This window comes from Enterobacter cloacae complex sp. IR5384 (assembly GCF_049237265.1).
Classification (GTDB): Bacteria; Pseudomonadota; Gammaproteobacteria; order Enterobacterales; family Enterobacteriaceae; genus Enterobacter; species Enterobacter cloacae.
Genome location: NZ_JBMKHJ010000011.1, coordinates 61,671 through 80,292, shown reverse-complemented (window position 1 = coordinate 80,292; position 18,622 = coordinate 61,671). Strand labels below are relative to the sequence as shown.

Here is an 18,622-nt window from a genome sequence, read left to right as displayed (position 1 = left end):
ATAAAACAAAACCAGGCCTGATTATAGCCTGGTTAGCGGTTTTATGCTGGGTTTATATACAGTTTATTGCCCGTAATAGGCTTTTGCACCGTGCTTGCGCAGGTAGTGTTTGTCCAGCAGCGTCTGTTGCATATCCGGCAACTGTGGTGCCAGTTGACGACAGAAGATGCCCATATAGGCCACCTCTTCCAGCACAATCGCGTTATGCACTGCATCTTCCGCATTTTTGCCCCACGCAAACGGGCCGTGAGAATGCACCAGCACCCCGGGCATCTGTGCTGCGTCGATTCCCTGTTTTTCAAAGGTTTCGACAATCACATTGCCGGTTTCCCACTCGTACTCGCCGTTGATTTCCGCATCGGTCATCAGGCGGGTGCAGGGGATGGTGCCGTAAAAGTAGTCTGCGTGCGTGGTACCGGTAGCCGGGATGGACTGGCCTGCCTGCGCCCAGATAGTCGCATGACGCGAGTGGGTATGCACAATGCCGCCGATGGTCGGAAATGCCTGATACAGCAGGCGATGGGTGGGGGTATCGGAGGAGGGTTTTTTCTTCCCTTCCACCACTTCACCGGTTGCAATGCTGACCACAACCATATCATCAGCGGTCATCACCGTATAATCCACGCCGGAAGGCTTGATGACGAACACCCCTTTTTCGCGGTCAACGGCGCTGACGTTGCCCCAGGTCAGGGTCACCAGATTATGTTTAGGCAGCGCCAGGTTGGCTTCGAGTACCTGGCGTTTGAGATCTTCTAGCATTGTTGTCTCCCGCCGGATGGCGCTTCGCTTATCCGGCCTACACAATCGTAGGCCCGGTAAACGCAGTGCCACCGGGCACGTCGTACTTAACGTTTCGAACCGTAATAGACTTCATTCCAGCGCAGCGCGTCTTTAAACGCGGGCAGGCGGGTATCGTTATCGATCACGGTCAGTTCGATGTCGTGCAGTTCAGCGAACTGACGCATATCGTTGAGATCCAGCGCGTGACTGAAGACGGTATGGTGCGCGCCACCGGCGACGATCCAGGCTTCGGAGGCGGTTGGCAGATCGGGCTGCGCTTTCCACAGGGCGTTGGCGACCGGCAGTTTTGGCAGCGCGTGTGGCGTTTCAACCGCATCCACACAGTTCACCAGCAGGCGGAAACGATCGCCCAGGTCAATCAGGCTGGCGTTGATGGCCGGGCCGGTACGGGTGTTGAAGATCAAACGTGCCGGATCCGCTTTGCCGCCAATGCCGAGGTGCTGCACGTCGAGGATCGGTTTCTCTTCGACGGCAATGGATGGGCACACTTCCAGCATGTGTGAACCGAGTACCAGGTCGTTGCCATTTTCGAAGTGGTAGGTGTAGTCCTCCATAAAGGAGGTGCCGCCCTGCAGACCGGTTGACATCACTTTCATGATGCGAAGCAGAGCGGCAGTTTTCCAGTCGCCTTCGCCCGCGAAGCCGTAGCCCTGCTGCATCAGACGTTGTACTGCCAGACCCGGCAGTTGTTTCAGACCATGGAGATCTTCAAATGTCGTGGTAAAGGCGTGGAAGCCACCCTGTTCCAGGAAGCGTTTCATCCCCAGTTCAATGCGCGCCGCGTCCAGCACGTTCTGGCGTTTGTCACCCTTCACCTGCGCCGCTGCGGTGAGGCGGTAGCTGCTTTCGTATTCGTCAACCAGCGCGCTCACGTCGCCATCGCCGATCTCATTGACGACCTGCACCAGGTCACCCACGGCCCAGGTGTTCACGGAAAAACCGAACTTGATCTGCGCGGCAACTTTATCACCGTCGGTGACTGCCACTTCACGCATGTTGTCGCCAAATCGCACCACTTTCAGATGGCGGGTATCTTGTTTGGAAACGGCCTGACGCATCCAGGAGCCGATGCGTTTCTGCGCATGTTGATCCTGCCAGTGTCCGGTCACTACGGCGTGCTGCTGACGCATACGGGCGCCGATGAAGCCGAACTCACGGCCGCCGTGCGCGGTCTGGTTCAGGTTCATAAAGTCCATATCAATGCTGTCCCATGGCAGGGAGGCGTTGAACTGGGTATGGAATTGCAGCAGCGGTTTGTTGAGGATTGACAGACCGTTGATCCACATTTTGGCGGGTGAGAAGGTGTGCAGCCACACTACCAGACCCGCGCATTTATCGTCGTAGTTTGCGTCACGGCAGATATGGGTGATCTCATCCGGCGTCGTGCCCAGCGGCTTCAGCACCAGTTTACATGGCAGTTTGGCTTCCGCGTTCAGCGCGTTCACGACGTGTTCCGCATGTTTCGTCACCTGTTGCAACGCTTGCGGTCCGTACAAATGCTGGCTGCCAATCACAAACCACACTTCATAATTATCAAAAATGGTCATCGTCGTGTCCTTAATGGGTCAGGGTTGCCGTCGTATCCGCGGTGTGTTTTGACGGGGCGGCGACAGGGAGATAGTGAAGTTCGGCGCTTTTTGCCCATTGCTGGTAGCGCTGATAAAGCTGTTCAAAGCGTTGCGCCTGTTGAGCACGCGGCTGAAGGGTATTTTCGACCGCGCTTGCCATATGCTGCTGTGCAGTCGGGATATCGGCGTGTACGCCCGCGGCAACGGCGGCGAAAATAGCCGCACCCAGCGCGCAGCATTGATCGGACGCGACAATCTGCAGCGGACGGTTCAGCACGTCGCAGCAGGCCTGCATGATCACCGGGTTTTTACGGGCGATACCGCCCAGCGCCATGACGTTATTGACGTCGATGCCCTGTTCGGTGAAGCACTCCATAATCGCGCGGGCACCAAAGGCGGTGGCTGCAATCAGGCCGCCAAACAGGGCCGGGGCATCGGTCGCCAGATTGAGATCGGTGATAACGCCTTTAAGACGCTGGTTGGCAAATGGCGTACGGCGGCCGTTGAACCAGTCGAGCACCACCGGCAGGTGTTCAAGAGACGGATTATTCGCCCACGCGGCGGTGAGCTGGGGCAGCAGCTGTTTCTTACTCTCGGCAATCTGGGTTTTCAGTTCCGGGTGCGCGGTCGCCAGCTGGTCCAGCGGCCAGCCCAGTACCCGACCAAACCAGGCGTAAATATCGCCAAACGCAGACTGCCCGGCTTCCAGACCGATAAAGTCCGGCACCACGCTGCCGTCGACTTGTCCGCAGATACCTTTCACTGCGCGGTCACCGACGCTGGCCTTATCCGCCGTCAGGATGTCGCAGGTGGAGGTGCCGATCACTTTCACCAGCGTATTGGGTTGGGCGCCAGCGCCCACCGCGCCCATATGGCAGTCAAACGCACCGCCGGAGATTGCCACGTTTTGCGGCAGGCCCAGGCGTGTTGCCCACTCTTCGCAGAGCGTGCCCACCGGAATATCCGCGGTAAAGGTGTCGGTAAAGAGCGGGTACTTCAGGCTCTTGTTGATAATCGGATCGAGTTCATCGAAGAAGGCTGCCGGTGGCAGACCGCCCCAGCTTTCATGCCATAGGGATTTATGCCCGGCGCTGCAGCGGCCGCGGCGAATATCCTGCGGGCGGGTGGTACCTGCGAGCAGGGCAGGAACCCAGTCACACAGTTCAATCCACGATGTGGCTGCCTGTGCAACCGCTGCGTCAGCGCGGGTGACATGCAGGATCTTGGCCCAGAACCATTCACTGGAATAAATTCCGCCGATGTAGCGCGAATAGTCGGTTTTGCCCGGCTGGTGGCACAACCGGGTGATGGCTTCGGCCTCTTCGACGGCGGTATGGTCTTTCCACAGCACAAACATGGCGTTCGGGTTGTCGGCGAACTCAGGACGCAGCGCCAGCACCCGGCCTTCCGCATCCACTGGCGCGGGGGTAGAACCGGTGCTGTCTACGCCAATCCCAACCACCTCTGCACGCTGGGCGTCAGTCAGTTCTGCCAGCACGGTTTTGATTGCCGCTTCCATCGACTCGATGTAGTCGCGTGGATGGTGACGGAACTGGTTGTTTGGCGCATCGCAGTAGCGCCCCTCTTGCCAGCGTGGGTACCACTCAACGCTGGTTGCTATCTCCTGGCCGGACGTACAGTCCACTGCCAGGGCGCGAACCGAGTCGCTGCCAAAATCGAGGCCAATCGCAATTGCCATGGTGTTGCTCCATCAGAAAACAGGTATGAGAGAACATTAGAGACTGGGGGCGAAAATCGTCAGGCAGGATCCGCTAATCTTATGGACTAAATTGCTGTTGAGATGGAAAGTGTGACGCCGTGCAAATATTCAATGTGGACATTTCTGCCGCACTTATAGACACTTTTGTTACTGCTTATCTGCCCACTCTGGCGGAGAAATCAGGGGGAAAGGCTGAAACATGGCGGACGTAAAAGAGACGTGATGCTTTTTGGATCTCGTCGCAGGCCATTTTTATACGGCTTTTAACGATATGGACAATTGGTTTCCTTCAGTACCGTTGGGAGAACTGAATCTATGGCCGAAACGCAAAACGATCCCTTACTGCCGGGTTATTCGTTTAACGCCCACCTGGTGGCGGGGCTGACCCCTATCGAGGCTGAGGGATATCTCGATTTTTACGTTGACCGTCCGCTCGGGATGAAAGGGTACATTCTGAACCTGACCGTACGTGGGGAAGGGATAATCAAAAACAACGATCAGCAGTTCGTCTGTCGTCCCGGCGATATGCTGCTGTTTCCACCTGGTGAGATCCACCATTACGGGCGTCATCCGGATGCCAAAGAGTGGTATCACCAGTGGGTCTACTTCCGCCCCCGCGCCTACTGGCAGGAGTGGCTTTCGTGGCCAGCCATTTTCGCGCACACCGGTTTTTACCGCCCGGACGACGCTCATCTGGCCCAGTTCCGCGAACTGTTTGCCCAGATCATAGAGGCAGGGCAGGCGGGTGGGCGCTACGCTGAGTTGCTGGCGATTAATTTGCTTGAACAGGTGTTACTGCGCCGGATGGAGGCGATTAACGCGTCGCTTAATCCGCCGCTGGATAACCGTGTGCGTGATGCCTGCCAGTACATCAGCGACCACCTGGCCGACAGCCAGTTTGATATCGCCAGCGTGGCCCAGCATGTCTGCCTGTCGCCGTCGCGGCTATCGCATCTGTTCCGGCAGCAGTTGGGTGTCAGCGTGCTGAGCTGGCGCGAAGATCAGCGCATCAGCCAGGCGAAACTGCTGCTCAGCACCACCCGGATGCCCATTGCCACCGTAGGGCGCAATGTGGGCTTTGAAGATCAGCTCTATTTTTCCCGCGTATTTAAAAAATGCACTGGCGCCAGCCCCAGTGAATTCCGGGCGGGATGTGAATAAACGGTAAAAAAAGATAAACAAGCAGGTGAACAACGGAAGCAACCTGTAAACTATTCAGACAATTGTTGTCTTGACGCGGTGCAGGGCGCTAAGCAGAATCCCTGATTCGTTTTCTGACCGGAATAGTTATGCAGGCATTGCTGGAACATTTTATTACCCAGTCCGTTATGTATTCGCTTATCGCCGTTGCGCTGGTGGCGTTTCTGGAATCGCTGGCGCTGGTTGGGCTGATCCTGCCTGGTACGGTGATGATGGCGGCGTTGGGCGCGTTGATTGGCAGCGGTGAGGTCAATTTCTGGCAGGCATGGCTGGCCGGTATGATCGGCTGCTTACTGGGCGACTGGATCTCCTTCTGGCTGGGCTGGCGTTTCAATAAGCCGCTGCACCGCTGGTCTTTTATGAAGAAGAACAAAGCGTTGCTGGATAAAACCGAGCATGCGTTGCATCAGCACAGCATGTTTACGATCCTCGTCGGACGCTTTGTCGGGCCAACGCGTCCGCTGGTGCCGATGGTCGCCGGGATGCTGGATCTGCCCGTCGCAAAATTCGTTTTGCCGAACATTATCGGCTGCGTCTTCTGGCCGCCGTTCTACTTCCTGCCGGGGATCCTGGCGGGGGCGGCAATTGATATTCCTGACGATGTGCAGAGCGGTGGCTTTAAATGGTTATTGCTGGCAACAGCGCTGCTGCTATGGCTCGCTGCATGGTTGTGCTGGCGGCTATGGCGCAGCGCGAAAGCAAATGTCGATCGTCTGACGCGCTATCTGCCTCGTTCGCGCTTGCTGTGGCTGGCGCCGCTGACGCTGGGCGTTGCCGTCGTGGCGCTGATCGCGCTGATTCGCCATCCGCTGATGCCGGTGTACGGTGAGATCCTGTTGAAGGTGGTCAGCCGTTAAGGATCCCCAGCAGGTGCGACGCGCTTGCTTTGCCACTCATCAACTCTTCGGTTTCACCCTCCCACACGATCCGACCCTCCGCGATCACCACCGATCGCGGGGCGATGCGTGCGGCATCTTCAATACTGTGTGACACCATCAGCATCGTCAGTTGCTGACGCTGGCAGACCTCCTGTACCAGGGCGAGCATCTCCTGACGCAGCGCGGGATCGAGTGCTGAGAAGGGCTCATCCAGCAGCAGTATCGGCTGCTCGCGAACCAGACAGCGGGCCAGCGCCACGCGCTGACGTTGTCCGCCAGAGAGCTCTCCGGGGAGTCGGTCAATAAACGTGGTGATGCCCATCTGCCCGGCAATCTTTTCCAGCTTCTGGCGCTGTGTGTCGTTCAGTTTCAGCCCCGGATCCATACCCAGCGCGATGTTTTGCCGCACCGTCAGATGGGTGAACAGGTTATTTTCCTGGAACAGCATCGAGACCGGACGCCTGGCGGGCGGGGTGTGGGTATGGTCGTTGTTTTCAATCATTATCGACCCGCTTGCCGGTTGCAGAAAACCGGCAATCAGATTGAGTAAGGTACTTTTCCCTGCCCCGCTTGGGCCAAGCACGGCAATCATCTCACCCGGGCTTACCGACAGGCTGAAACGCATAGGCAAGTGTTGGTAGAGCCAGGTGACATCAGTCAGTTTTAACATTGCGCCCCGGAAGTTTTTCGATAACGGTAAATAAGGCAAAGCACAGCAACAGCAGCAACAGCGCCGTGACGGCCCCCTCCTGGCTGCGATAGGAGCCGATCTGCTGATACAACCAGTATGGCAGCGTGCGGAAATCTTCATTGCCGAAGAGCGCCACCACACCAAAATCTCCAATGGAGAGCACACAAGCGAAGGCCAGCGCCTGAGCAAGCGGACGTTTCAGCGCACGCAGTTCAACCACCTTTAACCGGCGCCAGCCCTGTATACCAAGCGACTGACACAGCAAAGCGTAACGGCTGTTGACGTCGCGCATGGGGTTTTCCAGCACCTTCAGCGCATAGGGAATGGCCATCAGGGCGTTGGTAAAAATCACGATTCCGTCGGCGCTTTCCGGCAGACCAACCGTACTGTTGAACAATAAAAAGAAGCCGGTTGCCAGGACGATGCCCGGCATTGCGAGGATTAACATCCCCGTCAGCTCCAGCGCTTGTCCGGCTTTGCGCGCCTGGCGCGCATAAAGTTCGCGACTGCTCCACAGCAGCATCATGGTCAGCATGACGCACAATAGCCCGGCAGCCAGTGCGATGCGCAAGGATGTCCAGGTCGCCTGCCAGAGGACGGGCTGTTGCAACACGGAGACGAGGTTAAGGTTAACGCCATCGACGATGACGGCCATCAGCGGTGGCAGAAGCAGCAGCAGGGCCAGTACGATCAACATCACATCCGCGATTCGGCTGTGCAGGCTGTCCTGTGGATCGCGCCAGCCTGTAATCTGATGACTGCCCGGTGGAATGGCTTTGCTCAGACGTTGACTCAGCAGGACCAGCATAAGACAGCACAGCATCTGTACCAGGGCCAGAAGCGCAGCGCGGCCGGGGTCGTAGTCGTAACTCAGCGCCTGGTAAATCGCCAGTTCGATGGTGGTCGCCTGTGGTCCACCACCAAGAGAAAGCACGGTGGCGAAACTGGCAAAACAGAGCATGAAGATCAGCGCCGCAACCGGAGGGATTTGACGGCGCAGCCACGGCCATTCGACAAAGCGGAAGAATGACCAGCCGCGCATATCCAGCTGTGCCGCAAGCTGACGCTGCTCGCCGGGGATAGCCTCCAGCGCCTGTAAAAAAAGCCGCGTCGCCATGGGCATGTTGAAAAAGATGTGCGCCAGCAGAATACCTTTGAGTCCGTAAGGGGAGAAGGTCCACTCCAGACCAAGCAGGTTAAAGAGGGCGGCCAGCCAGCCCTGACGACCATACACGCTCAGGATCCCAAATACCGCCACCAGGACGGGCAGGATCAGCGTCATGGCGCACAGTCTCAACAGCGCCTCCCTGCCGGGGAAGCGTCTGCGGTAGAGCGCCCGCGCGAGAAAAATGGCCGGGATTACCGACAGCAGGGCAGAGAGAAACGCCTGCCAGAAAGAGAACCGGATGACGTGCCAGAGATAGCTGTCGTGCCAGAGAGAGAGCAGATCACTCTCCGGCGCGTTAAACCACAATGCCAGAAAAGCACCCAGACTGACCGCCACCATCACTACGGCGGCGAGCAGTCCGGGAAATAACCAGCCGGGAATTAGCGGCTGACGGCGCGTTGCCATTCACTTACCCATGCTGCTCGCTGCGCGGCGACCTGCTGCGGCGTAAACTCCAGCGAGGTTTGCGGTTTGGTCAGTTGCTCAAAGCCCGCAGGTAGCGTCACGTTGGTCACCGGATACATCCAGTTACCCGTTGGGATCGCATTCTGGAACGCCGGGGAGACCATGAATTTCAGGAACTTCTCGGCCAGTTCCGGCTGCTTGCTGGCGGCAGTGCGGGCAGCCACTTCCACCTGCAGATAATGACCTTCAGCGAAATCAGCGGCGGCGTAGTTGTCTTTCTTCTCGGCGATAATGTGATAAGCCGGGGAGGTGGTGTAGCTCAGCACCAGGTCGCTCTCCCCTTTCAGGAACAGGCCATAGGCTTCGCTCCAGCCTTTGGTGACGGTCACGGTTTTGGCGGCCAGCTTCTGCCACGCCTCCGGCGTTTTATCACCGTATACCTTCTGCATCCACAGCAGCAGGCCCAGACCTGGCGTGCTGGTGCGCGGATCTTCATAAATCACGCGCCATTTCTGGTCGCTTTCCACCAGCTCCTTCAGGCTTTTCGGCGGGTTCTTCAGCTTGTTTTTGTCATAAACAAACGCAAAATATCCGTAATCGAACGGCACAAAGGTGTCGTTTTTCCAGCCGCCCGGCATGTTAACCGCATCTGCCGCTACGCCGCTTTTGGCGAACAGTTTCGTTTGCGAGGCCGCATCCAGCAGGTTGTTATCCAGGCCGAGTACCACGTCGGCCTTGCTGTTTTTACCTTCCATACGCAGACGGTTAAGCAGCGAGACGCCATCTTCCAGCGCCACGAATTTCAGTTCGCAGTTGCAGTCGGCTTCAAAGGCTTTTTTGACGACCGGGCCTGGGCCCCAGTCGGCTGAAAAGGAGTCGTAGGTGTAGACCGTCAGGACGGGTTTTGCGAAAGCAGGTAGCGCAAACAGCGCCAGCAGGGGAAGCACTTTTTTTAACACTTTGCACCTCAAGGTTGAGTGGCAAAGGATTTTGAGCGACAGCCTCAAATCCCTTCGCCGGCGTTATCCGGATCAGGTTCGACGGGTATTATCTCAGCGCACATCAGTGATGCAGCACCCCGTTGAGAACGGCGCTATTGTAATGATTTGGCGAATATTACGAAAGTGTTATGGCTCTGGTGGCGCAAACCAGGCGGATTTAAAATCAAACCAGCCCAGCGTATTCATCCGTAGTCCCCGCATACTGCGCTGACCCTGGATCATCAGCCAGTGGTGGATCAGCGGCACGATCGCCTGTTCGGCCAGCAGCGCCTGACACCAGGTGGCCAGGTTCATCTCACCCGCGCGCCACTGCGCTGCATCCTGCTGCCAGTCCCGATCGATACAGTGCTGGATCAGCGGGACTTCATACAGGTGTGAGAAGAGCGAGAAATCGAGCGGCAGGGTGAAGTTGGCGCTGTTCAGCCAGATATCGCTGGTCAGTTCCCCCTGGTGCCATTCGTCATAGTCCACTTCCCTGATGTCCAGCCGGACGCCTTCTGCGGCCAGCAGTCTGGTCATGATCCTGGCGATAAAACGGTGTTCCACGTGCTCGCGGTAGTAGGTCAGGGTAACAGACTCCAGCCCTGCCGGTTTGTCACAGTGGGCAGGCCGGGCATGATGCCAGCGAGGAAGCAATCCGTACGCCGGGAACCAGTACGTCTGATACTGTTCTTCCGCATGGTAAATCAGATTGGAGGGAGATAAGACGTGGCTGATCCATTTGCGTACCGCCTGATTGGCCCCGCGGTGAGTGCGGCTGTCAAACAGCAGGTAGTAGCAGCCCTCCTCAAGGCGGCTTTCCACCGCCTTTTCGCCCGTTGTGGGGCCTTCAAGCGTCAGCCCGGCGCTGAGCTCTTCATTGAGATCCGGTAATACCCAGACGTTCACTTCGTCGATCAGCGCCCGGTAGCCAAAATAGTCATCAAACGCGCGAATTTTCAGCTGGTTATTGGTGTTACGCGACACGGCATAGGGCCCGGTGCCAATGGGCTGGCTGGCAAAATTGTGCAGCGATTCCCACTCTCCTGGCAAAATCATTGATGGGACATACCCCAGCAGCCAGGGGAGCCATTTATCCGGCTGAGACAGTTCAATATCCAGCGTCCAGGCGGTGGGGGAGTGAACGCGCGAAATATGCGAATAAAGCGGAAGCTTGCGGGCACGTTCCAGTGAGGCGATGACTTCGCGCATTTCCAGCTCGCGGCCGTGGTGAAAGTGGATGCCGGGACGTAAGAAAAAGCGCCAGTGACGTGGGGAGAGTTGCTGCCAGTGGTGCGCAATATCAGCTTCCAGTTCCCCGTTTTCCTCATTTATTCGCGTCAGGCCGCTGAATATTTGTCGCGCCATATGGGTTTCTGAGCGGCGCAAGGCCGTGCCGGGGAGCAGATTCTTCATCGGGCGATAGTAGAGCACCCGCAGAATGTGGCGGCCCTGACGAAAACTCCGCCCAAGATGGGAGACCAGCATCTGACGTACCGCGGCTTTATCGCCTACCAGTTGCACCAGTTGATCGATTCTGTCCTGTTCCAGCAGATCTTCCGCTCGCTGTTGCTGCAAGGCCAGCCCGGTATAGAGAAAGGTCAGGCGTGAGCGTTTGCCGCGTCCCGCTTCGGCTTCCCAGTTTAACCAGCCCTGTTGCTGCATGGTGTTAAGCAGCGTGCGCATATGACGTCGGGAGCAGTTAAGGAGTTCAGCCAGTTCGTTAAGCGTGGTCTCCTGCGATTGCCCTTCGCAGCACTGCCAGAGGCGGATGAATTGTTGTTGCAGACGACCAGAAGGCATAAAAGGGGAACTCCTGACAAAAAATCAGCAATTTATTAATCCCTATATTAAGCCAATAATGATTCCCGATGAAGTGAGGAGGTACATTATGAAGAGGTCTACCGCACGTCAGTTTTATCAGCAGTATTTTTCAGCGACAAAAGGAACGTCCTGGCTGGCCCGTCAGTGTGCTGAGCAACGGCTGAAAATGTTAGAAGAACTGATGCAGTGGGACGTTACGAAACCGACCTCTTCTCGCTAACTCGCCTCGATCATGTGTGACTGAGTATTGGTGCTTATCACCCGCCAGCAAAATGTTTTTTGCTGGCTTTTTTCGTTTATTCTTTCACCCAATTTCGATTCGCTTTCACAAGGACTTGCAGATGCTCTGGTTAATGACGATGGGGCGACGCCTGAACGGCGTGTATGCCGCTTTTATGCTGGTGGCCTTTATGATGGGCGTGGCGGGGGCGCTGCAGGCACCGACGCTGAGTCTTTTTCTCAGCCGGGAGGTGGGGGCGCAGCCGTTTTGGGTCGGCCTGTTTTATACCGTGAACGCCATCGCCGGGATCCTGGTCAGCCTGGGGCTGGCGAAACGATCCGACAGCCAGGGCGATCGCCGCAAGTTGATCCTATTTTGTTGCGCCATGGCTGTGGGTAACGCGCTGCTGTTTGCCTTTAATCGTCACTACCTGACGCTGATCACCTGCGGCGTGCTGTTGGCCTCACTGGCGAACACCGCCATGCCGCAGCTGTTCGCGCTTGCCCGGGAATATGCCGACAACTCGGCGCGGGAAGTGGTGATGTTTAGCTCGGTGATGCGTGCGCAGCTCTCTCTTGCATGGGTCATTGGTCCGCCGCTGGCCTTTATGCTGGCGTTGAATTACGGATTTACCGCCATGTTTTCCATCGCTGCGGGGATTTTTGCCATTAGTCTGGCACTAATTGCCTTCGTGTTGCCGTCAGTGGCGCGTGTCGAACAGACAGCGGATAAACCGATTACTCAGGTGAGCGGCTGGCAGGATAAAAACGTCCGTATGCTGTTTATCGCCTCCACGCTGATGTGGACCTGCAACACCATGTATATCATCGATATGCCGCTGTGGATCAGCAGCGATCTGGGTCTGCCGGATAAGCTCGCGGGGATCTTAATGGGGACGGCCGCCGGGCTGGAAATTCCGGCGATGATTCTGGCGGGATACTACGTCAAACATCTCGGGAAACGCCGGATGATGCTGATAGCCGTAGCGGCCGGAGTGCTTTTCTACCTGGGGCTGATTTTCTTCCATTCACGAGAGGCGTTGCTGGCGCTGCAGCTGTTTAATGCTGTGTTTATCGGGATCGTGGCCGGGATAGGGATGCTCTGGTTCCAGGATCTAATGCCCGGACGGGCGGGTTCGGCGACCACACTCTTTACCAACAGTATCTCTACGGGGGTAATTCTGGCGGGGGTGATTCAGGGGGCGTTGTCGCAAAGCTATGGACATGGGTCGGTGTACTGGATGATTGCACTAACGTCGATTGTCACGCTGATGCTGACCTGGCGCGTAAAAGACGTCTGATTCTGGAAGGCGCCTTCACGAAATGAAACGATTTTCTGACAGAGTTTAAGAAGACAAATAGAGTGCGTGGCGGGTGCTTGAGGCTGTTTGCCTCAGGCTTTCGCAAGAGGCAAACAGTGGAGAGTCCCACATCAAAAAACTGATGGGGAGACCAACTTCACAACCAACATTGCGAGGTTAGTCTCTTCATTGCCGAAAAGCAATAAGGAGGCTGGAATGCCAAAACGTACTCTGCTGTTAGGTTTGTTTCTGATCTGTACAACGCTGTTGATCTTTACCTGGATGGTGCGTGATTCACTGTGTGAACTGCATTTCAGACAGGAGAAAACAGAGCTGGCAGCAGTGTTGGCTTACGAAGCAAAACGTTAGCGGTATGGGCGGGGAAAGTACCCCGCCTCTCCAGAGTGGTTGAGCCTCAACGCACCCTTATCAATGGCCCGCATCGTGCGGGCCATTGCCTTTAGCCCATAAACACAGGCTGTTTTTTCTCGTACGCGGAGATGGCGTCTTCATGCTGAAGCGTCAGGCCAATGCTGTCCAGGCCATTCAGCATGCAGTGGCGACGGAAGGCATCGATGCTGAAGCTGTAGGTTTTATCTCCGGCTTTCACCACTTCCGCTTCCAGATCCACTTCAAACGACATGCCCGGATTTGCCTTAACCAGCGCGAACATTTCATCCACTTGCTCGTCACTCAGCGTCACCGGCAGCAGCTGGTTGTTGAAGCTGTTGCCGTAGAAGATATCCGCAAAGCTCGGGGCGATCACCACTTTAAAGCCGTAGTCGGTCAGCGCCCATGGTGCGTGCTCACGTGAGGAGCCGCAGCCAAAGTTTTCCCGTGCCAGCAGAATGGAGGCGCCTTTATATTCCGGGAAATTCAGCACAAATTCCGGGTCAGGTACCTGGCCTTTATCATCCAGAAAACGCCAGTCGTTAAACAGATGAGCACCAAATCCGGTGCGGGTGACCTTCTGCAAAAATTGCTTCGGGATGATCGCATCGGTATCGACGTTAGCGGCGTCCAGAGGGACAACCCGGCCTGTATGTTGGGTAAATTTCTCTGCCATGATTGTCTCCTTATTTCAGGCTGCGAATATCGGCGAAATGGCCGGTAACTGCCGCAGCGGCGGCCATCGCCGGGCTGACCAGGTGGGTGCGTCCACCGCGGCCCTGACGACCTTCAAAGTTACGGTTACTGGTGGAGGCACAACGTTCGCCCGGATTCAGGCGGTCATTGTTCATGGCCAGACACATGGAGCAGCCAGGCAAGCGCCACTCGAAGCCTGCTTCGATAAAGATCTTATCCAGGCCTTCGGCTTCCGCCTGCGCTTTTACCGGACCAGAGCCTGGCACAACCAGCGCCTGTACGCCGGGTGCCACTTTACGGCCTTTGGCGATCTCCGCCGCAGCGCGTAAATCTTCGATACGCGAGTTGGTGCAGGAGCCAATAAAGACTTTGTCGATGGTCACATCGGTCAACGGCACACCGGGTTTGAGACCCATATACGCCAGCGCTTTTTCGGCACTGGCGCGTTCGACCGGATCGGTAAATGAGGCCGGATCGGGAATAGTGTCATTCACGGAAATGACCTGACCCGGATTGGTTCCCCAGGTCACCTGCGGGGCAATCTCCTCCGCCTGCAGGGTAACAACGGTGTCAAAAACCGCGTCATCATCGGTTTTCAGGGTTTTCCAGTACGCGACGGCGTCAGCGTAATCCTGACCTTTTGGCGCGTGCAGACGCCCTTTTACATAGTTGAAGGTGGTTTCATCCGGCGCCACCAGGCCTGCTTTGGCCCCCATCTCGATGGCCATATTGCACAGAGTCATACGACCTTCCATGCTCAGCGCCTGAATAGCGTCACCGCAGAACTCAACAACGTGCCCGGTGCCGCCGGCACTGCCCGTTTTACCGATGATCGCCAGCACGATGTCTTTCGCGGTGATCCCCGGCGCGGCTTTGCCTTTCACTTCAATCTTCATGGTTTTGGCTCGGCCCTGTTTCAGAGTCTGCGTAGCCAGAACATGCTCAACTTCAGAGGTGCCAATACCGAAGGCCAGTGCACCAAACGCGCCGTGCGTTGCGGTATGGGAGTCGCCGCAGACGATGGTCATGCCGGGCAGGGTGATCCCCTGCTCAGGCCCCATCACGTGAACGATACCCTGATACGGATGGTTCAGATCGTAGAGCTCGACGCCAAACTCGTTACAGTTCTTGATCAACTCCTGCATCTGGATACGCGCCATTTCGCCCGACGCATTGATATCTTTGGTCTGGGTGGAAACGTTGTGATCCATTGTCGCGAAGGTTTTACCCGGCTGACGTACCGGGCGTTTGTGCGCACGCAGCCCATCAAATGCCTGTGGGGAGGTCACTTCGTGTACCAGATGCCTGTCGATATAGAGCAGCGGGGTTTCGTTTGGTGCCTCATAGACAACGTGTGCATCAAACAATTTTTCATATAACGTCTTCGCCATGATTACACCCCTTCAGCGACATAGCGGGCAATGATGTCGCCCATTTCATCGGTACTGACTGCCGCCGTGCCGCGTGCTAAATCACCGGTACGGACGCCTTCTTCTAACGCGCGATTAATGGCGTTTTCAATTGCGGTTGCCGCATCGCCTGCATCCAGGCTGTAGCGCAGCAGCAGAGCCAGGGAGAGGATCTGCGCAATCGGGTTAGCAATGTTTTTACCTGCGATATCCGGCGCGGAGCCGCCAGCAGGCTCGTACAGGCCAAAGCCTTCTTCATTCAGGCTCGCTGACGGCAGCATGCCCATGGAGCCGGTGATCATCGCGCACTCATCCGAGAGGATATCGCCGAACAGGTTGGAGCACAGCAGCACGTCAAACTGGGACGGATCTTTAATCAGCTGCATTGTCGCGTTATCGATGTACATATGCGACAGCTCAACGTCAGGATAATGCTTAGCAACTTCGCTGACGATCTCACGCCATAAGATGGAAGACTGCAGCACATTCGCTTTGTCGATAGAGGTCACTTTATGGCGGCGTTTGCGTGCTGACTCAAAAGCGATATGGGCGATACGTTCAATTTCGAAACGGTGATAGACCTCGGTGTCGAACGCTTTTTCATGCTGGCCGCTGCCTTCACGGCCTTTTGGCTGGCCGAAATAGATCCCGCCGGTCAGTTCACGCACGCACAGAATGTCGAAGCCGTTAGCGGCGATATCCGCGCGCAGCGGGCAGAACTCTTCCAGACCCTGATACAGCTTTGCCGGACGCAGGTTACTGAACAGCTTGAAATGTTTACGCAGCGGCAGCAACGCGCCGCGCTCTGGCTGCTCTGCGGGTGGCAGGTGTTCCCATTTCGGGCCACCCACGGAACCAAACAGGACGGCATCGGCGTTCTCGCAACCCTCTACCGTTGCTTTTGGCAGCGGCGTACCGTGATTATCGATAGCAATACCGCCCACGTCGTAGTGGCTGGTGGTAATTTTCATCGCAAAACGCGAGCGAACGGCTTCCAGTACTTTCAGCGCCTGTGCCATCACTTCCGGGCCAATACCGTCACCCGGCAACACAGCAATATGGTAATTCTTCGACATTACACGGTTTCCTTGTTGTTCTCTTTATTCTGAGCTTTGCGTTGCAACTCTTTTTCGACTTCAGCGGCGCGCCAGATATTGTTCAGGACATGCACCATCGCTTTCGCAGAGGATTCGACGATATCGGTCGCCAGACCCACGCCGTGGAAGCGACGGCCGTTATAATTGACCACGATATCCACCTGACCGAGTGCATCTTTGCCATGGCCTTTGGCCGTCAGGTCATATTTGACCAGCTCCACGTCGTATTCGGTGACGCGGTTAATCGCCTGGTAGATAGCATCGACAGGACCATTGCCGTTTGCCGCTTCCGCTTTTATCTCATCCCCGCAGGCCAGCTTGATGGATGCCGTGGCGATATCGCTGGAGCCGGACTGCACGCTGAAGTAATCCAGACGGAAATGCTCTGGCTCTTCCTGCTGTTTATTAATGAAGGCCAGTGCTTCCAGGTCGTAGTCGAACACCTGACCTTTTTTGTCGGCCAGCTTCAGGAACGCGTCGTACAACTGATCCATGTTGTAATCGCTGTCCTTGTAACCCATCTCTTCCATACGATGTTTCACTGCCGCACGGCCGGAGCGGGAGGTCAGATTCAACTGAACCTGGTTCAGACCGATCGATTCCGGGGTCATGATTTCGTAGTTTTCGCGGTTTTTCAGTACGCCATCCTGGTGGATACCGGAAGAGTGCGCGAATGCGCCGGTACCGACAATCGCCTTGTTAGCGGGGATCGGCATGTTGCAAATCTGGCTGACGGTCTGGCTGGTACGCCAGATTTCATTGTGATTGATGCGGGTGTGCACGTTCATGATGTCTTTGCGCACTTTGATCGCCATGATCACTTCTTCCAGAGAACAGTTGCCTGCGCGTTCCCCGATACCGTTCATCGCACCTTCTACCTGACGGGCACCGGCGTGAACAGCGGCGATGGCGTTCCCGACGGCCAGGCCTAAATCGTCGTGGGTATGAACAGAGATAATTGCCTTATCAATGTTTGGCACACGATCATACAAGCCAGTAATGATGTTGGAGAACTCAAACGGCATGGTGTAGCCGACGGTGTCCGGGATGTTGATGGTTTTGGCCCCGGCATTAATGGCGGCTTCCACCACGCGTGCCAGATCCTCAATTGGCGTGCGGCCTGCGTCTTCACATGAGAATTCAACATCATCCGTATAGTTGCGCGCGCGTTTGACCATGTAGACCGCGCGCTCAATCACCTCGTCGAGGGTGCTGCGCAACTTGGTGGCAATATGCATGGGGGAGGTGGCAATAAAAGTATGAATACGGAATGCTTCAGCCACTTTCAGTGACTCGGCGGCAACGTCGATATCTTTCTCAACGCAGCGTGCCAGACCACAGACGCGGCTGTTTTTGATGGTACGGGCGATGGTCTGTACCGATTCGAAATCACCCGGAGAAGAGACCGGGAAACCCACCTCCATCACGTCGACACCCATACGTTCGAGAGCCAGCGCAATCTGCAGCTTCTCTTTCACACTCAGGCTCGCCTGTAATGCCTGTTCACCGTCACGTAAAGTGGTATCAAAAATAATGACTTGCTGGCTCATGGGTTAGGTCCTTGTCAGTCTTAGGGCGCCTTGCTACGAGCATAAAAAAACCCGCGCAGTGGCGCGGGTTTTTAGTCTTACTGGTGACGATTCAACGCTGAATTTCGCCCGCCAGTCTACCGCGCACAGAGGATGCGTTTAGTAGTAGTAGACCGGTGAAACGAATGGTGCGAATCATGAATCGTGCTCCGTTAAATTCAATATGCTTTTAGTGGTACTGGATATGGGGGTTGATGTCAACCCCTGACAACAAAAACGTCCCCGTTCGCACGGCGCTCCAGAGAATTTGATTTAGCTAATTGTGCTGGTTTTTAACTTTCATGCCTTTTGAAAAGTCTATTTTTGGACTGGAGATTCATCTCCGGAACGATTTAAATATAATTAGTATCAATTCAACATACGTCTGTAATGAATGAGTCCTGAGAAGAATTGTTTTTAATTTCATTGATTTATTAGTGCTGCAAATAAAATTGCAGTAAATAAAGCGTGAGCAATGATGCGAGTTTGTTAATTGTTTGGCATGGCTCACGTGAATAGTTTAATAATACTTAAGTTATCATTAACCGAAGGGCGATTGTGTATTTGTCTTGATTATGGTTTCATGCAAACCATAATGTCATTGATATCATTTATGCCGAATTTCATCTCACCATCAATGACCTGGGCGAAGTCACCCTTTTGATGATGCGCTCTTTATATTTTCCGAATTTTAAACAATTCTCTTT

General features: G+C 55.7%; 17 protein-coding genes and 1 riboswitch. Of the genes, 5 read left to right on the top strand and 12 right to left on the bottom strand.

Annotation, left to right across the window (positions count from 1 at the left end):
- Window positions 1–63: 63 nt before the first annotated feature.
- From araD to araB, 3 genes are all read right to left on the bottom strand, one after another.
- Window positions 64–759: an L-ribulose-5-phosphate 4-epimerase gene (gene araD / locus ACOTX3_RS11590; RefSeq protein WP_013095548.1), complete on the bottom strand. Its 696-nt coding sequence runs from the start codon at window positions 757–759 to the stop codon at window positions 64–66.
- A gap of 86 nt (window positions 760–845) precedes the next feature.
- On the bottom strand, window positions 846–2,348 hold the full coding sequence (gene araA / locus ACOTX3_RS11585; RefSeq protein ID WP_020688483.1) for an L-arabinose isomerase: 1,503 nt from the start codon (window positions 2,346–2,348) through the stop codon (window positions 846–848).
- Window positions 2,349–2,358: 10 nt separating this feature from the next.
- Complete coding sequence (gene araB / locus ACOTX3_RS11580; protein ID WP_058678756.1) at window positions 2,359–4,068, bottom strand: ribulokinase; 1,710 nt, start codon at window positions 4,066–4,068, stop codon at window positions 2,359–2,361.
- A gap of 336 nt (window positions 4,069–4,404) precedes the next feature.
- On the opposite strand from araB, the gene araC reads away from it, so the two are divergent.
- The gene (gene araC, locus ACOTX3_RS11575) at window positions 4,405–5,250 is read left to right on the top strand and encodes an arabinose operon transcriptional regulator AraC (protein WP_013095551.1); all 846 of its coding nucleotides are present in this window, start codon (window positions 4,405–4,407) and stop codon (window positions 5,248–5,250) included.
- 128 nt (window positions 5,251–5,378) lie between these two features.
- Window positions 5,379–6,146, top strand: coding sequence for a DedA family protein (locus ACOTX3_RS11570; protein WP_058678757.1), 768 nt, complete (start codon window positions 5,379–5,381; stop codon window positions 6,144–6,146).
- Here the strand turns inward: ACOTX3_RS11570 and thiQ are convergent.
- The 4 genes from thiQ to sgrR all read right to left on the bottom strand — a co-directional run bounded on the left by thiQ (window position 6,136) and on the right by sgrR (window position 11,214).
- Window positions 6,136–6,837 (bottom strand): thiamine ABC transporter ATP-binding protein ThiQ, encoded by a 702-nt coding sequence (gene thiQ / locus ACOTX3_RS11565; protein WP_058678758.1) that lies wholly within the window; start codon window positions 6,835–6,837, stop codon window positions 6,136–6,138. The two genes, ACOTX3_RS11570 and thiQ, sit on opposite strands and share 11 nt — an antisense overlap.
- Entirely contained in the window at window positions 6,821–8,431 is a 1,611-nt protein-coding gene (thiP, locus tag ACOTX3_RS11560) for a thiamine/thiamine pyrophosphate ABC transporter permease ThiP (protein ID WP_058678759.1), read from the bottom strand. Before thiP ends, thiQ begins: the two co-directional genes overlap by 17 nt.
- Window positions 8,407–9,390: a thiamine ABC transporter substrate binding subunit gene (gene thiB / locus ACOTX3_RS11555; RefSeq protein WP_058678760.1), complete on the bottom strand. Its 984-nt coding sequence runs from the start codon at window positions 9,388–9,390 to the stop codon at window positions 8,407–8,409. Before thiB ends, thiP begins: the two co-directional genes overlap by 25 nt.
- Before the next feature lie 31 nt (window positions 9,391–9,421).
- Window positions 9,422–9,522, bottom strand: a riboswitch (TPP riboswitch).
- A gap of 36 nt (window positions 9,523–9,558) precedes the next feature.
- Window positions 9,559–11,214, bottom strand: a complete 1,656-nt coding sequence (gene sgrR / locus ACOTX3_RS11550; protein ID WP_058678761.1) for an HTH-type transcriptional regulator SgrR — start codon at window positions 11,212–11,214, stop codon at window positions 9,559–9,561.
- Window positions 11,215–11,302: 88 nt separating this feature from the next.
- Here sgrR and sgrT point away from each other — a divergent pair, with 88 nt between their 5' ends.
- The 3 genes from sgrT (at window position 11,303) to ACOTX3_RS11535 (ending at window position 13,124) form a co-directional block, all read left to right on the top strand.
- A complete protein-coding gene (sgrT, locus tag ACOTX3_RS11545; RefSeq protein WP_013095557.1) occupies window positions 11,303–11,455 on the top strand; it encodes a glucose uptake inhibitor SgrT in 153 nt (50 codons plus the stop codon).
- Window positions 11,456–11,576: 121 nt separating this feature from the next.
- Window positions 11,577–12,755, top strand: coding sequence for a sugar efflux transporter (locus ACOTX3_RS11540; RefSeq protein WP_013095558.1), 1,179 nt, complete (start codon window positions 11,577–11,579; stop codon window positions 12,753–12,755).
- 216 nt (window positions 12,756–12,971) lie between these two features.
- Entirely contained in the window at window positions 12,972–13,124 is a 153-nt protein-coding gene (locus ACOTX3_RS11535) for a Hok/Gef family protein (protein ID WP_010427008.1), read from the top strand.
- Window positions 13,125–13,215: 91 nt separating this feature from the next.
- Here ACOTX3_RS11535 and leuD read toward each other — a convergent pair whose 3' ends face one another.
- The 5 genes from leuD to leuL all read right to left on the bottom strand — a co-directional run bounded on the left by leuD (window position 13,216) and on the right by leuL (window position 18,075).
- On the bottom strand, window positions 13,216–13,821 hold the full coding sequence (gene leuD / locus ACOTX3_RS11530) for a 3-isopropylmalate dehydratase small subunit (protein ID WP_045292746.1): 606 nt from the start codon (window positions 13,819–13,821) through the stop codon (window positions 13,216–13,218).
- 10 nt (window positions 13,822–13,831) lie between these two features.
- A complete protein-coding gene (gene leuC / locus ACOTX3_RS11525) occupies window positions 13,832–15,232 on the bottom strand; it encodes a 3-isopropylmalate dehydratase large subunit (protein ID WP_013095560.1) in 1,401 nt (466 codons plus the stop codon).
- A 2-nt stretch (window positions 15,233–15,234) separates the two neighbouring features.
- Window positions 15,235–16,326 carry a 3-isopropylmalate dehydrogenase gene (leuB, locus tag ACOTX3_RS11520; protein ID WP_013095561.1) on the bottom strand — a complete coding sequence of 364 codons (1,092 nt, stop codon included), beginning with the start codon at window positions 16,324–16,326 and terminating at the stop codon, window positions 15,235–15,237.
- Window positions 16,326–17,897, bottom strand: coding sequence for a 2-isopropylmalate synthase (gene leuA / locus ACOTX3_RS11515; RefSeq protein WP_013095562.1), 1,572 nt, complete (start codon window positions 17,895–17,897; stop codon window positions 16,326–16,328). The genes leuB and leuA overlap by 1 nt, the downstream gene beginning before the upstream one ends.
- A gap of 91 nt (window positions 17,898–17,988) precedes the next feature.
- Window positions 17,989–18,075, bottom strand: coding sequence for a leu operon leader peptide (gene leuL / locus ACOTX3_RS11510; protein ID WP_071830037.1), 87 nt, complete (start codon window positions 18,073–18,075; stop codon window positions 17,989–17,991).
- Window positions 18,076–18,622: the final 547 nt, after the last annotated feature.

Coding starts and splice junctions, on each gene's coding strand:
- araC (WP_013095551.1), top strand. CDS start 4,405: ATGGCCGAAACGCAAAACGATCCCTTACTGCCGGGTTATTCGTTTAAC.
- ACOTX3_RS11570 (WP_058678757.1), top strand. CDS start 5,379: ATGCAGGCATTGCTGGAACATTTTATTACCCAGTCCGTTATGTATTCG.
- sgrR (WP_058678761.1), bottom strand. CDS start 11,214: ATGCCTTCTGGTCGTCTGCAACAACAATTCATCCGCCTCTGGCAGTGC.
- leuA (WP_013095562.1), bottom strand. CDS start 17,897: ATGAGCCAGCAAGTCATTATTTTTGATACCACTTTACGTGACGGTGAA.
- leuL (WP_071830037.1), bottom strand. CDS start 18,075: ATGATTCGCACCATTCGTTTCACCGGTCTACTACTACTAAACGCATCC.
- araA (WP_020688483.1), bottom strand. CDS start 2,348: ATGACCATTTTTGATAATTATGAAGTGTGGTTTGTGATTGGCAGCCAG.
- araB (WP_058678756.1), bottom strand. CDS start 4,068: ATGGCAATTGCGATTGGCCTCGATTTTGGCAGCGACTCGGTTCGCGCC.
- leuB (WP_013095561.1), bottom strand. CDS start 16,326: ATGTCGAAGAATTACCATATTGCTGTGTTGCCGGGTGACGGTATTGGC.
- araD (WP_013095548.1), bottom strand. CDS start 759: ATGCTAGAAGATCTCAAACGCCAGGTACTCGAAGCCAACCTGGCGCTG.
- leuC (WP_013095560.1), bottom strand. CDS start 15,232: ATGGCGAAGACGTTATATGAAAAATTGTTTGATGCACACGTTGTCTAT.
- ACOTX3_RS11540 (WP_013095558.1), top strand. CDS start 11,577: ATGCTCTGGTTAATGACGATGGGGCGACGCCTGAACGGCGTGTATGCC.
- thiQ (WP_058678758.1), bottom strand. CDS start 6,837: ATGTTAAAACTGACTGATGTCACCTGGCTCTACCAACACTTGCCTATG.
- sgrT (WP_013095557.1), top strand. CDS start 11,303: ATGAAGAGGTCTACCGCACGTCAGTTTTATCAGCAGTATTTTTCAGCG.
- thiP (WP_058678759.1), bottom strand. CDS start 8,431: ATGGCAACGCGCCGTCAGCCGCTAATTCCCGGCTGGTTATTTCCCGGA.
- leuD (WP_045292746.1), bottom strand. CDS start 13,821: ATGGCAGAGAAATTTACCCAACATACAGGCCGGGTTGTCCCTCTGGAC.
- ACOTX3_RS11535 (WP_010427008.1), top strand. CDS start 12,972: ATGCCAAAACGTACTCTGCTGTTAGGTTTGTTTCTGATCTGTACAACG.